At 53.3% G+C, this 12,870-nt stretch carries 13 protein-coding genes; 6 read left to right on the plus strand and 7 right to left on the minus strand.

Annotated features, from left to right (window positions below; genetic code table 11):
* Positions 1 to 3 precede the first annotated feature (3 nt).
* Complete coding sequence (locus ACOQPU_RS06820) at positions 4 to 1,824, minus strand: RNB domain-containing ribonuclease (protein ID WP_420644374.1); 1,821 nt, start codon at positions 1,822 to 1,824, stop codon at positions 4 to 6.
* A gap of 511 nt (positions 1,825 to 2,335) precedes the next feature.
* On the opposite strand from ACOQPU_RS06820, the gene ACOQPU_RS06825 reads away from it, so the two are divergent.
* From ACOQPU_RS06825 to ACOQPU_RS06840, 4 genes are all read left to right on the plus strand, one after another.
* The gene (locus tag ACOQPU_RS06825; protein ID WP_420644375.1) at positions 2,336 to 3,334 is read left to right on the plus strand and encodes a hypothetical protein; all 999 of its coding nucleotides are present in this window, start codon (positions 2,336 to 2,338) and stop codon (positions 3,332 to 3,334) included.
* Positions 3,335 to 3,341: 7 nt separating this feature from the next.
* Positions 3,342 to 4,553, plus strand: a complete 1,212-nt coding sequence (locus tag ACOQPU_RS06830) for a histidine kinase (RefSeq protein WP_420644376.1) — start codon at positions 3,342 to 3,344, stop codon at positions 4,551 to 4,553.
* Complete coding sequence (locus tag ACOQPU_RS06835; RefSeq protein ID WP_420644377.1) at positions 4,546 to 5,202, plus strand: response regulator; 657 nt, start codon at positions 4,546 to 4,548, stop codon at positions 5,200 to 5,202. Before ACOQPU_RS06830 ends, ACOQPU_RS06835 begins: the two co-directional genes overlap by 8 nt.
* 91 nt (positions 5,203 to 5,293) lie before the next feature.
* Complete coding sequence (locus tag ACOQPU_RS06840; protein ID WP_420644378.1) at positions 5,294 to 6,124, plus strand: MerR family transcriptional regulator; 831 nt, start codon at positions 5,294 to 5,296, stop codon at positions 6,122 to 6,124.
* On the opposite strand, the gene ACOQPU_RS06845 is transcribed toward ACOQPU_RS06840, so the two are convergent.
* A complete protein-coding gene (locus tag ACOQPU_RS06845) occupies positions 6,106 to 6,228 on the minus strand; it encodes a hypothetical protein (protein WP_420644379.1) in 123 nt (40 codons plus the stop codon). The two genes, ACOQPU_RS06840 and ACOQPU_RS06845, sit on opposite strands and share 19 nt — an antisense overlap.
* A 112-nt stretch (positions 6,229 to 6,340) precedes the next feature.
* Here ACOQPU_RS06845 and ACOQPU_RS06850 point away from each other — a divergent pair, with 112 nt between their 5' ends.
* Entirely contained in the window at positions 6,341 to 7,552 is a 1,212-nt protein-coding gene (locus tag ACOQPU_RS06850) for a low temperature requirement protein A (RefSeq protein ID WP_420644380.1), read from the plus strand.
* Positions 7,553 to 7,590: 38 nt separating this feature from the next.
* Here the strand turns inward: ACOQPU_RS06850 and ACOQPU_RS06855 are convergent, their stop codons facing one another.
* A complete protein-coding gene (locus ACOQPU_RS06855; protein ID WP_420644381.1) occupies positions 7,591 to 7,968 on the minus strand; it encodes a type II toxin-antitoxin system VapC family toxin in 378 nt (125 codons plus the stop codon).
* Positions 7,965 to 8,216 carry a FitA-like ribbon-helix-helix domain-containing protein gene (locus ACOQPU_RS06860; RefSeq protein ID WP_420644382.1) on the minus strand — a complete coding sequence of 84 codons (252 nt, stop codon included), beginning with the start codon at positions 8,214 to 8,216 and terminating at the stop codon, positions 7,965 to 7,967. The genes ACOQPU_RS06855 and ACOQPU_RS06860 overlap by 4 nt, the downstream gene beginning before the upstream one ends.
* A 189-nt stretch (positions 8,217 to 8,405) precedes the next feature.
* Here ACOQPU_RS06860 and ACOQPU_RS06865 point away from each other — a divergent pair, with 189 nt between their 5' ends.
* Positions 8,406 to 9,119, plus strand: coding sequence for a DnaJ C-terminal domain-containing protein (locus ACOQPU_RS06865; RefSeq protein ID WP_420645817.1), 714 nt, complete (start codon positions 8,406 to 8,408; stop codon positions 9,117 to 9,119).
* A gap of 224 nt (positions 9,120 to 9,343) precedes the next feature.
* Here ACOQPU_RS06865 and ACOQPU_RS06870 read toward each other — a convergent pair whose 3' ends face one another.
* From ACOQPU_RS06870 to ACOQPU_RS06880, 3 genes are read right to left on the minus strand one after another with little or no spacing between them, the layout of a single operon-like run.
* Positions 9,344 to 9,556: a hypothetical protein gene (locus ACOQPU_RS06870; RefSeq protein WP_420644383.1), complete on the minus strand. Its 213-nt coding sequence runs from the start codon at positions 9,554 to 9,556 to the stop codon at positions 9,344 to 9,346.
* Positions 9,553 to 9,882, minus strand: coding sequence for a DUF4258 domain-containing protein (locus ACOQPU_RS06875; RefSeq protein WP_420644384.1), 330 nt, complete (start codon positions 9,880 to 9,882; stop codon positions 9,553 to 9,555). The genes ACOQPU_RS06870 and ACOQPU_RS06875 overlap by 4 nt, the downstream gene beginning before the upstream one ends.
* Positions 9,879 to 12,833 (minus strand): molybdopterin-dependent oxidoreductase, encoded by a 2,955-nt coding sequence (locus ACOQPU_RS06880; protein WP_420644385.1) that lies wholly within the window; start codon positions 12,831 to 12,833, stop codon positions 9,879 to 9,881. The genes ACOQPU_RS06875 and ACOQPU_RS06880 overlap by 4 nt, the downstream gene beginning before the upstream one ends.
* Positions 12,834 to 12,870: the final 37 nt, after the last annotated feature.

Consider the following 12,870-nt stretch of genomic DNA (forward strand, 5'->3'; position numbering starts at 1 on the left):
CGATCAGAGAAAACGAAAATGGGCTTCACGTTGGGGGAGATCGACAGATTGTAGCTTCACCTGAACGGCCGTATCCAAAGGTGTTGGCTCTTTTCGGTAGATGCTGGTTTCCATGTCTAATTCTGGTAGCAAAATAAGATCGCGCTTTCCCCGACGATCAATCACAATGCCTTCCCCTGTCCACTCTGGATTTTGCGACAAGTAAACGGCCGTCCAATGAGCATTCGATAGTCGTTCAGCATAGCGCACATCCCCGCTGATGGCGTAAGCTGCACCGACACGTTCCGTCACGGCTTGCTCATCCAGCAGAGGGTCGCCACGTAAAAAGGCGCGAAGCTGTTGGTGCACCACCAAATCCAGATAGCGACGCAGCGGGCTGGTGGCCTGTACGTATTGATCCAGCCCCAGCCCGGCATGACGACCGGGCAGCAGACCGGGTTGGCTGCCTGTCATGGTTTTGCGGCGGGCAAAGTTGGCAGAGGGTGTTTCGCCTTCAACCAGTTCGGTGGGCGGGTCTTGCGTGGTGAAGGGCATGGGGATGTTGTGCTGTTGGGCAAACTGGGCCACGGCTTCGCCCGTCATCAGCATTGCTTCCCGCACGAGATCGCGGCTTTGCAGGGCGGGCAACGGCCGTATTTCCACCTCTCCAGCCTCATTCAGCCGAATTTTCACCTCTGGCAAATCGATCTGCACGGCATCGTTGGCCACGCGTTGCGCCTCAAATGCCTGGGCAATGGCCAGCAGCTCACGAAAGGGGAAATCATCAAGCCGTTCTTGCGCCTCGCTGTAGCTGAGGCGGGTGACGCGCACGGTGCTGGGCACAATTTCCACGTTCGTGATTGTGCCATCTGGTTCTACATCCAGGCCAAATGAGAGGGCGGGTGAGGTATCGGCCAAGCCCAAGGCCAGGGTAGAGGTGGCGGCTTCGGGCAGCATGTGGATGGTGCCTTCGGGCAAGTACAGGTTGGCACCCCGGGCGCGGGCCTCCAAATCTGCGGGGCTGTTGGGTGGGATGAGGGCGGCGACGTCGGCGATGTGTACCCAAAGACGGCCGCTTTCCCAGCTCAAAGCATCGTCCGGATCGCGGCTGCCCGTGTCGTCGATGGCAACGGCCGTTAAGTGTGTTAAGTCGCGTCGTTCTTCTTCTGGCAGGGCTGGGATGGGGTAGTCTGGCTGGCTTCCGTTCACACCGAGGCGGCTGGGGTAGGGATTGACGCTTTCTTTCCAATAACCTAGGCGTAACAGTAAGGCATGGGCGTTTTCTGGCGTTTCGCTCTGATTCAGGTTACGCAGCACCTGGCTGCGTTCCTGCTGACCCATTCCCACAGCGGCAATTTCTTGTAAGAAACGGCCGTCTTCCGGCAAAAACTCGTTCCGATTAACGCGATCCACAAAGCCTTGCCACATTTCAGCTTCGGCGGCTTTGGCAGTGCGGGCTTCTTGTTCAGCCGCGACCTCCTCAACGGTGTGTACGGTGATGGCTTCCAGAGAGCCGCTAAAGTGGAGGCCATCGTGTATCGACTGCCAAATGGCCCAGGCGGTGGCGGGGGTAAAAGCATCAAAGGCCAATTCAGACAGTTCTTCCAGGCTGGTGGTTTCGCCCGCTAGCAACTCCCAGGCGGTGAGCAATTCCCCACGTGGCTTGGCGAGTTCGCCAAAATTGCGCAGTGGTCCAGGATGCAACAATTCAATGTCTTTTGGTCGCACGGAAACGGCCGTGCCGTCTTGCAGCACGATGTTGATCTTTTTACCGCCTACGTTGCTGACGCGAGCGGCCTGATCTTTGTAGAGAACAAGGTTGTCGGCACGAAAATTTTCACTCATGCTGCAATTGTAATAAGCTGCTGTTGTTTGCGCTATTCAGCTTTTGCATGGTGGGTTGGCAAATTGGCCTCACGCCAAGGCGCAGAGGTATAAAAACTTCGCGCCTTGGCGTGAAAATTTCTGGAGCGTGTGGTTAGGTTGTTCACATTTGATTGGGCCGCGGTAGGTGACGGGGACGTTGTGCAGAATGATGATTTCGTGGCTTTCGCTGAGCGTTATGCGGCTTAGCCGACCTTCGACAGAGTGTTTGTAGCTGGTGCTGAGATGGTCAAGTCAATATTGCCAAAATCAAAATCAGAAATGCAAACATGATGAGCAATCGGTCATAGTTGGTTTGGGTCATTTTTTTTCTCCTGTTTCTCTTCAAATCTGAGTTTGTAACGCTAGATGCGACTGTTTTGTTCCGCCAGTCATATGACTGGCATGTGACGACCAGCACTGATGGATGTGACCTCGCCTCCAGTAATGTTGAAGCATGGAAATAAACAACTGAACTTTGGAGGTAAACAAAATGAGTCCCCTAACAACAAGATTAGACAAGAACATTCCAGAAACTGATTTGTGGCAGCGAATTTTTGGCACAGAGCGTTTTTTAACCTGGTCTTTTTGGCTCAGCCTGATTCTGTTTGTAGGCACAATTGTGCTTTCGATTTTTGATTCACGGCTGGTGACTGGTGCGCCCGTGTGGGTGAAGCCAATGAAATTTGCCATCTCGATTACCCTGTACACCGGCACGTTGGCTTGGCTGCTTAGTTACGTGGAAGGGCATCCCCGGCTGGTGCGCTGGATTGGCGGCCTGACGGCACTTGGCTTTTTGGTGGAGATTATTGGCATTTTTGTGCAGGCAGCTCGGGGCGTGCCCAGCCATTTTAATGTGGGCACCCCGTTCGACGCTGTCATTTTCTCTTTGATGGGCACCTTTGTGCTGGTTATTTGGGTGATGAATATTGCCACGGCCGTTTTGCTGATGCGGCAGAAGATGGACAATCGGCCGTTTGCCTGGGCATTGCGCTTGGGCTTGCTGATAACGGCCGTTGGCGCAATCCTTGGCTTTTTGATGACGACACCCACGGCTGACCAGCTCGCCGCTATGGAAACAGGTGAGATGTTGAGCATCGTCGGGGCGCACAGCGTCGGCGTAGAAGATGGTGGGGCTGGCTTGCCCTTTGTTGGCTGGAGCACCGAAGGGGGTGATATTCGTCCAGCCCACTTTGTGGGGCTGCACGCCTTGCAACTCATTCCGCTGCTGGGTATCTTTGTCAACCGCCGCTTTCGTACGCGCCTGTCTGAAGGGCGACGCACGGCGTTGGTGGCGATTGGTGGGGTTGGTTACCTGGGCGTTGTGCTGCTGCTGCTGTGGCAGGCGCTCCGCGCTCAGCCCCTCATCGCCCCGGATGGCTTGACGCTGGCGGTGTTGGCTGGTTTGGTTGCTGTGGTGAGCGTGGCGGGAACGGCCGTTGCTCGGCAGGTTGGACCAGCCGTTTCCGCAGATGCCATTTCTGGCATATAATCGTCTCATGACCACCTCTATCCGGCACCGATCTAACTACAGCTTTTGGTTGCTCAATGCGGCCGCCTACCTGACCTGGCTAGGCATCCTGGTGTCTGCCTTGCCAGAACTGGCTGGAGAGCCAAATCGCACCTTTGTTTTGGTGCTGTTTGGCCTCTTTTTTGTAGGATTGAGCGTATACGCTTTTTTGGAAGAACGGCCGTTTCTGGTGCATCTTTATTTGTTGGTCCAAACAATGATTGCCGTGACCATCTCTTTGCAAGTGCCGGTTCGCGCCGCTGCGGGCATTTCCACCTTTCTGTTTGTTCTAAGTGCGCAGGCGATGCTGTTTTTACCCATGTTGCCGGGCCTGGTTTGGATTGTCATATTTATCGGCGTGACTTGGCTGGCAGGCTATTTGGGGGTAGGGGTGGTTCACGCCAACGATTTTGTGGCCATACTGGGTGGATACCTCTTCTTTGGCACGTTTGGCGCCGGATTACGGCAGGCGAACGAGGCGCGGCAGCGCAGCCAGCAGTTGCTAACGGAACTGCAAGAGGCGCATGAGCAGCTGCGAGCGTACACCACCCAGGCCCAGCAGCTAGCCGTGTCGGAAGAGCGCAATCGGCTGGCGCGGGAGATGCACGATGCGTTGGGGCATCGCCTGACGGTGGCGGTGGTGCAGCTAGAAGGCGCTCAGCGGCTTATCCCTAGCAATCCAGACAAATCGGCCAGCATGATTGAGGCGATGCGGGCGCAGCTAAAGCAGGCCCTGGCTGAACTGCGCCAATCTGTCTCGGCGTTGCGTTCGCCAGAGAACACGGCTGCGTTGAATGGATCGCTGGAAACGGCCGTTTCCCATTTGGCGCAAACATTTCAGGAGGCGACGGGTTTGCCAGTGCATTTGCAGCTTCCCAAAGAGGTGCCACTTTTGCCAGAGTCGCATCGCCTGGCCCTGTACCGCACGGCACAAGAGTCGTTGACCAACGTGCAGCGTCATGCCCACGCCCAGCAGGCATGGCTACAGCTAGTGGCAGATGATGAACAGGTATCGCTCACGGTGGCCGATGATGGGCAAGGGTTTGCAGATGAGGTGGCAGACGGCCGTTTTGGTCTGATTGGCTTGCGTGAACGAGCGAAACAGTTGGGCGGCGTTCTTAAAATTGGTCCTGCCCAGCAGGGCGGGGCGCAGCTTTGCCTGGAACTGCCCATCCCCCATGTGGAGGCGGCCGATGCCTGAGCCAATTCGCATTTTGCTGGTGGATGATCAGCGGCTGATGCGTGATGGCTTGCGTACCCTGTTGGAGTTAGAGCCAGACCTGGAAGTAGTTGGCGAAGTGAGCAATGGTCAGGACGCCGTACAAATTTACCCTGATCTTCAGCCGGATGTGGTGCTGATGGACATTCGGATGCCAATTATGACTGGCGTGGAGGCGACAGAGCGGCTGTGCCAGGATTGGCCAGAGGCTAACATCATCATCTTAACGACCTTTGACGACGATGAATACATTTTTGCAGGGTTGCGGGCCGGGGCCAAAGGGTATTTGCTGAAGGATGTGTCTGGGGAGGAGTTGGCAACGGCCGTACGCGCCGTGGCGGGTGGCAGTGCTTTGTTGGGATCGGCCGTAGCGCAGCGGGTGCTGGCTCAATTTGCGGGACTGGCTCCCCAAAAACCAGCCGAAACGCTGCCCGAACCCCTCTCAGATCGCGAGTTAGAAATCTTGCAGCTTATTGCCGAGGGGTTGAGCAATCCTGAAATCGCTGCCCGGCTGTTTCTGGCGGAAGGCACCGTCAAAAATTACGTCTCCAACATCCTCCAAAAAACCAACACCCGCGACCGCACGCAGGCGGTACTTAAAGCCCAGTCCTTAGGTTTGTTAACTTCCTAACGGCCGTTTCCCCCTTGACTCTCCCCTCGGGGCAGCCTGTATCATACAGTTAGTTCTGGCCGGAACAAACGATAATCACAATTAGGAGTGAATGATGCTCAAGATTGGGGAGTTTGCCAAAGAAGCTCAGGTTACCGTCAAAACGCTGCGGCATTATGCCAAGATTGGCTTGTTGAAGCCGGTTTGGATTGATCGGTTTACGGCCTATCGTTACTATTCGCGGGAGCAGCTAGCCCGGCTAAACCGGATTGTGGCGTTGAAAGATTTTGGCTTTACGCTGGAGCAAATCGGGCAAATATTGCAGGAGAACCTGACGCTAGATGAGCTGCGCAGTATGTTGCGGCTAAAACATGCGGAACTGGCCCAGCATATCCGTGAGGAGCAAGCCCGGCTGGCTCGAATTGAAGATCGGCTGCACCGCATCGAGCAGGCAGATGACGCGCTCTTGAGCCTTGTTACTCCACACAAGGAGCAATTAGAAATGGAATCTGAAATTGTAACTAAATCGGCGTTTACGGCCGTTGGCCTAAGATATTTTGGCAAGAATGAAAACAAAGAGATACCACATCTGTGGGGCGAACTGAACCCACGAGCGGGCGAGATTGCCCACAAGACCGGCATTGCATACGGCGTGTGTGGCGACATGGAAGAGAACGGCCGTTTCCACTACCTGGCTGGCTACGGTGTAACAGACACAACCAACTTGCCATCCGGCATGGAAACGTGGGACGTACCTGCGCAAAAATACGCGGTCTTTCCCTGCACGCTAGACACCATCCACCAAACATACCAGTACATCTTCGACACCTGGTTCCCGCAGTCTGGCTACCAAAAAGCCGAAGGGCCGGACTTTGAATGGTACGGTGAAGGCTTTGATCCGGAAACCGGAGAAGGGATGGCAATTTACATGCCGGTGAAGTAGTGATTTGAATTAGAGACGGCCGTTCCTGGTGGGGAACGGCCGTTTTTGCTTTCTGCCTGTGATACGATTCCTCTCAAATTCTCGATAATTTCCCCAAGCATCATTTTAAGATGACCTGCATCTCCAATTTTGGGTACAATTAAGCGTAACACTGTCTTGAAGTAACGTTCAGCAATCCAACCGAACGACCCAAACCCCTCATTGGAGAAACTGTTTATGTCCGATTTATTCACCCGGCCCCGCTTTTTTCGAGATGTGAAGTTTCATCGCCATACCGACCGCGCCGTAGCCTGGCTGGAACTGTTTTATGACCTTGTTTACGTCGCCACCTTTATCCAGATTGGCAATTTTTTAAGCAGTAACGTGACCTGGCTGGGCTTTGGCCAATTTTTGGTGCTGTTGGCCGTTGTTTGGTGGGCGTGGACCGGCGAGACTTTCTACCAAAATCGGTATTACGTAGACGACATCAAGCATCGTCTGCTGGTGTTTGGCCAAATTTTTGCCGTGGCCACGCTTGGCTTGAGCGTCAACGATGCCTTTGGCGACCTATATGTGCAGTTTACGATTGCCTACGTTATTACCAGAATTATGCTGGTACTCATGTACATTCGCGCTGCTAAAGCCCATCCGCCCAGTCGCGCATTTACACGGGGTTATGTGATTGGTTTTTCAGTTGGCATTGCTATCTGGCTGGGTTCACTGTTGTTGCCCGCTGCTTACCATTGGGTCGGATGGCTGATTGGGATTAGCGTGGAGTTGTGTGTGCCCCTGTTGCCTTTCATCAGAAAACATGCACGCATCTGGTCGCCGGATAATCACCATATTTCTGAGCGGTTTGGCATTTTTACTATCATTGTCTTGGGCGAATCGTTTGTGAAGATTTTGGACGATGCGCAGGGAACGGCCATATCCATCAATGAAATCCTTTTTAGCACCGTGGGCTTGATTGTCCTTTATTCACTGTGGTGGCTCTACTTCTCAGACACGGCCGGCAAGCTCATAGATTTTGAGCATTTTCGCCGTTCGATGCGCTGGGTGTATGGTCATTTTCCGCTGGCGGCGGGGCTTATTGCTTTTGGCGTTGGCGCCAAGAAGCTTTTTGCCGCCAACGTGGCGTATCCGGCTGACGCACTGGAACCAAAATACCGCTTGCTTTACACCGCTGCCATTGTTCTCTATCTGTTTGCTCTGGCCGGCATAGATTTGGGCCTGGAGAATGACCCAATCAAGCAGAGCCAGACGAAAAAAGCGGTTGTTCATCTGCTGAGTGCGGCCGTTGTGGGCGTGATTGGGTTAACGCTGGTGGGTCTCACGCCCATCCAATTTGTCGGGTTGGTGGCCATTGTGATGGTGGCGCAGGTTGTGTACACAATTATTCAAACTGAGAAAGAAGATGGGGAGGAAACGGCCGTTCCCGATTTTGAATAAGTTTGCCGAACAATGTTGGGAAACGGCCGTTCTTGATCTTATCGAATCAACTTAATATCGATTTCCAAACCGATTTGCTGCCAAATTTGGTCAGCAGTAAGAACAGGAACTTGCTGAGCCATCGCCAGCGACAAACAGGCGCGGTCAGCTAATGACAAACCAAACGGTTTGGTGAGGGGTAATAAAAGGGCCGCAATGCCTGCTTGTTGTGCCGAAAAAGGCACAAACTCAATGGGTGTGCTAAGGATTTTGGTGAGAACTGCCTCGGCATCATGTCCATCCCGCACAAAACAGCCGATAACTTCACTCAAGTTTACTGTAGACAAACAGCAATTTTCCAAGTGTGGAGCTACTAGTTCATGCCCTGGTTCACGGAAAAGAAAAGCCAGCAACGCCGAGGCATCGAGAATAATCATTCAGATTCGGCTTCCTCGCGCCTTTCAGCGATGAGTGTTTCCACAACGTTGGTGGGTTTATAAGCCCCATAGAGTTGGGTGACCCATTCTTGTAGTTCGGTAGGGGAAATGGGCGTTTGGTTGTTGAGGATAACGGCCGTTAAAATAGCCCGCGCCTCTGCCTCCATACTCCGCCCTGCCTTTGCCGCCCGCACCCGCAGCTTCGCATGAACCTCATCTGGCAAATTCCGAATATTTAAGATAGCCATCACAACCTCCATAAAACAGTTTGAGGACATTGTAGGCGTTGTAGGCACTATTGTCAATTTAGCCGCGGATTCTTTCCGCGCATCAGTTATGCGGAAAGAATCCGCGGCTACGATGAAAAATCTTGCTTGTTAGCGTATACTTGGGCAAACAAACTAAGGTAACTGCCAGCGAGAACATGTGATTTAACTATTACTTTTGATGAAGCAATAAATGGCACTGAAAAAGATATTGAAATAAGACGGCCTGAGATATGTGCTGTATGTCATGGAACTGGGGCAAAGCGTGGAACAAAACCTATTAGGTGTTCAGTTTGCGATGGGGCTGGTGAAGTTCGTAGAATCCATAATTCAGCCATTGGCTCTTTTTCCAACCTTATTACTTGTGAAAATTGTGAAGGCACCGGAGAATTCATTCCTGAAAAATGTCTAGAATGTAATGGGGAAAAACGAATTTTTCAGCGGAAAACACTGAGGGTTAAGATTCCTGCAGGCGTCGACAATGATGTGCAGATTCGTTTGTCTGGTGAAGGAGCACCAGGACTAAATGGTAACCAAAATGGAAACTTATATGTAGTCCTTTCCGTTCAAGAGCATCAATTTCTTGTTAGGGAGGAGAAAAACCTTTTTTATGAATTACCAGTTATACCGGAGCAGGCAAAGAATGGAGGGAAAATTGAAATACCAACTGCCTATGGTTGGGGCACTTTGAGAATTCCGCCAAATACAAAACATGGAGACAAAATCAAGTTAAAAGGAATGGGGGTGAAGGATGTCCGCAATCCAAACGAAAATCCTGGGGATCAAATCGTACAAATCATTGTTACAGATCCTGATGCGTTACCTGAAAAAAGCAAGTATCTTTTTAATATGACGAACAAGTCTTTTAGACGAAGTAATCGATAATAACCCCCGCTATTGACAGGTCTTCTCAATGTGCTGTGGCAGGCGTCTCGCCTCGCCACCTTCTTCATTTGCCGCGAAGTTTGCTTGCCAAGCTACCAAAAGCAAAAGTGCGACACACCTCGAAGGTGCGTCGCACTTGTTAGTTTAGGATTGTATCGCCTCATATACGCGCTGTGGTGTGAAGGGAATCCTGCGGAGGCGGGTGCCAGTGGCGTTGGTCGGCGTTAGGCTGCAACTGGTGTCAGTTTGTAAATCTGCCCGTATTTTGAGGCGGTAACAATGTCTTCCTGTTTTAACGCCTGTCGTACATCATCCAGTTTGTAGGCATCTGCTACTGAAAGGTAAGGTGACCATTCATCCTCGGTGATTGTCAGATCTACCTCGACTTCGGCAATGTACTCACCAACGTGAATTAATTTAGTTTGCCTTTTTTTCATTTTGTCTCTTTCCTTCGCACAAAATCATCATGCCAACGTTTTGGATCGGGTCGATAAGCGGTAATTAAGACAGTTGGTGAGGTTTTGCCTAACGGAATTCCCCATAGAACATGAATCGGTTGCCCATTTGTATCATGTTGCAACAGCAAAATGCAAGGTCCTTTATGATAATCTGGATACTCCTCAACTATTGTAGCTGATTCAAGCCCATCCATGACCTCACGGGCCAGAATATTATCATTGGCTAATTCTTCGTAGCCATGCGCTGAGATTTTCACCTCTTCTTTTTCATGCAGTTGGCGAATCTGCCCTAAAAGTTCGCTCATTTTTGATTCATCGCCTCGTGCACCCGCTGGGGCGTAAACGGAATGCGGCGGAGGCGGGTGCCAGTGGCGTTGGTGACGGCGTTGGCAATGGCCGGGGCCACGCCATCCTTGGGGATTTCGGCAATGGCTTTGGCGCCAAAGGGGCCGGTGGGTTCGTTGGTTTGCACCAGGATGGCCTGCATCCAAGGCATCTCGTCGGCGCGGTAGATGTGGTAAGGGCCAAACTGGTCGTTGATGAGGTTGCCTGCCTCGTTGTAGACCATCTCTTCGCAGTGGCCGTAGCCTAGTGCCTGCACCATGCCGCCCTCCACCTGGCCGCTAGCGGTGATGGGGTTAATCGGCACACCTGCATCCACCGCCATCACCAGCTTGGTGACGGTAACTTGCCCTGTTTCAATGTCCACCTCCACTTCGGCAAACTGTCCGGCAAACGGCGGCGGGGAGTCCATGCTAACGTAGCTGGCTGTAGCCATGATTTGCCGTTGCTGGTCTTGGTGCAGGCTGTGCAGACCGATTGCTTCCATGCTGACGGAACGGCCGTCTCCAGCCACCGCATGTCGATTTTCCAACCGAATATCATCCCAGCTATCCAGTTCTAGCATGAGGGCAGCCCGTTCCTTGATTTGTTCTGCTACCTGTTCGGCGGCGCGTTTAACGGCCGTTCCCGAAATATAGGTCGTGCTACTGGCGTAAGCCCCCGTGTCAAACGGCGTCATGTCCGTGTCGCTAGAATAGATGATGATGTCTTCTAATGGCACACCCAGCACCTCGGCCGCAATTTGGCTGAGCACCGTGTCGGACCCCGTGCCCAAATCCGTCGCGCCGACCAGCACGTTAAACGAGCCGTCGTCATTGATTTTTACCGACGCGCCGCCCATGTCTAGCCCCGGAATGGCCGTGCCGTGCATACACATGGCTGCGCCCAGGCCACGCCGCAGATGGGGGTTGCCCGGAACTTCATGCCAACCCGGTTCAAACTGCCGTTCCCAACCAATTGCCTTCATCCCCTGCTCAAAACATTCATTCAGCCCGCACGATTCAATGAGCGGTACGGTGATAACGGTATCTTTTTCGCCTTCGCCCAGGAGCGGCGCAATGGGCATGGGGTCACCGGCCTGCACCCAATTTTTGCGGCGGAACTCGATGGGATCGAGCTTAAGCATGGCGGCGATCTCGTCCATGTGGCATTCTAACGAGAAGAGCGCCTGTGGCCCGCCGTAGCCGCGATACGCACCGGGGACGGGCAAATTGGTGTAGGCCACCGTGCAGTCAAACTCTCGATTTTTGCAATTGTAGCTGCTCAATCCGCGCAGGCCGGTGACGGTCTGCACGGTCAGGCCATGCGTGCCGTAAGCACCCGTGTTGCCGATGACGGTCATTCGCATGGAGTGGAGCGTGCCGTCGGCCATCACGCCTGTTTTCCAGGTGATGGTTTGGGGATGGCGGGTGCGGCTGCTGCGGAACTCTTCGCTGCGCGTCAGCTCCATCCGCACCGGGCGTCCGGTGGCAATGGTGAGATGCCCCACGATGTCCTCGATGAGCATCTCTTGCTTGACGCCAAAGCCGCCGCCGATGCGCGGCTTGATGACGCGAATGCGGCGCACGGGCAAATCGAGCAGGGGGGCCACCATGCGGCGCACGTGGAACGGCACCTGGGTGCTGGTGCGAATCACCAGGCGTTCATCCGCATCCCACCAGCTAATGGCGACGTGGGGTTCAATCGGTGCCTGCTGCACCTGGTGGACGTAGTAGGTGTGTTTAAAGACGTGATCGGCCTCAGCAAAGCCTTGCTCCACATCACCCACTTCGGCCTGGATGTGGTGGACGATGTTGCGGCTGGCATCGTGAATCTTTTCAGTATCTTCCTCATCATGAATAATGGGCGCACCGGGCTTGATGGCTTCATTTTCATCGAAGACAGCGGGCAGAACTTCATACTCAACTTTGATGAGCTTAAGGGCCTCTTCGGCAATCGCTTCGCTCTCGGCAGCAACGGCCGCAACGCGATCTCCCACATAGCGCACTTTATTATCAAAACTGACCTGATCGTGCGGTGGCGGGTTTGGGTAGCTTTGTCCGCCAGAGGCATACTTAACCCGCTTGACGTTTTTGTAATGAATCACGGCATGGACACCGGGCAGGGCTTCGGCTGCGCTGGCATCAATGTCTAAAATGCGGGCGTGGGCGTGGGGACTGGTGAGCAGCTTTGCGTACAGCATCCCACGCATCTCGATGTCGTCCACGAAGGCGGGATTGCCTTTGGTTAATTTAACCGCATCAACTTTAGTTTCTGGTTTGCCGACAACGGCCGTTTCCGGTACGCCAGACGTGAGCCGAATGTCAGTTTGGGGTTTGGTTTGGGTGGAGATTGGAGACTGGAGATTGGAGATTTCTTCTCCTGTCGGATCGGGTGCTTCATCAGAAGGAGGGTAATCGGCAAAAAAGGTGGCATCGACGATGGGCGGGCCGTCGTAGGGTGGCACCTCTTCGCCACGTAAATAAGCGGCGGCGCGCAGCACGGCTTCCACTGGCTTGACGTAGCCCGTTTCGCGGCACAAAATGCCGGAAAAAGCCTCGCGTACCTCAACTTCTGTAGGATTGAGATTTTTATCTAGCAATGCTTTGGTGGCTAAAATCATGGCTGGGGTGCTGTAGCCAGATTGAATGGAACCCGTTTCCACAAACGCTTTTTGAATGGGATGCAGTTCGTTGACGCCAGGATTAAGTCCTTCCACCGTTTCGATGCGATGACCAACTGCCTGCCCAGCCAGCATTACGTCGCTGTTGACTAGCTGCCCATCGACCAAAACGGCCGCTGCCCCCGTTTTTCCGTCATGACTACCAAAACGCACGCTAAATAAGCCTGCGCCGCGCAAAGCTGAAAGGAGCGTATCGGTGGGCTTTGCTGAAACTTCATGATCATTGCCATTGATATTCAGTGAGAGGGTCATTTTTATTTCCTTCGCATGTGGTTAATGAGTTTGGATA

Origin of the sequence: Candidatus Leptofilum sp. (assembly GCF_965223285.1) — a bacterium.
Classification (GTDB): Bacteria; Chloroflexota; Anaerolineae; order Promineifilales; family Promineifilaceae; genus Leptofilum.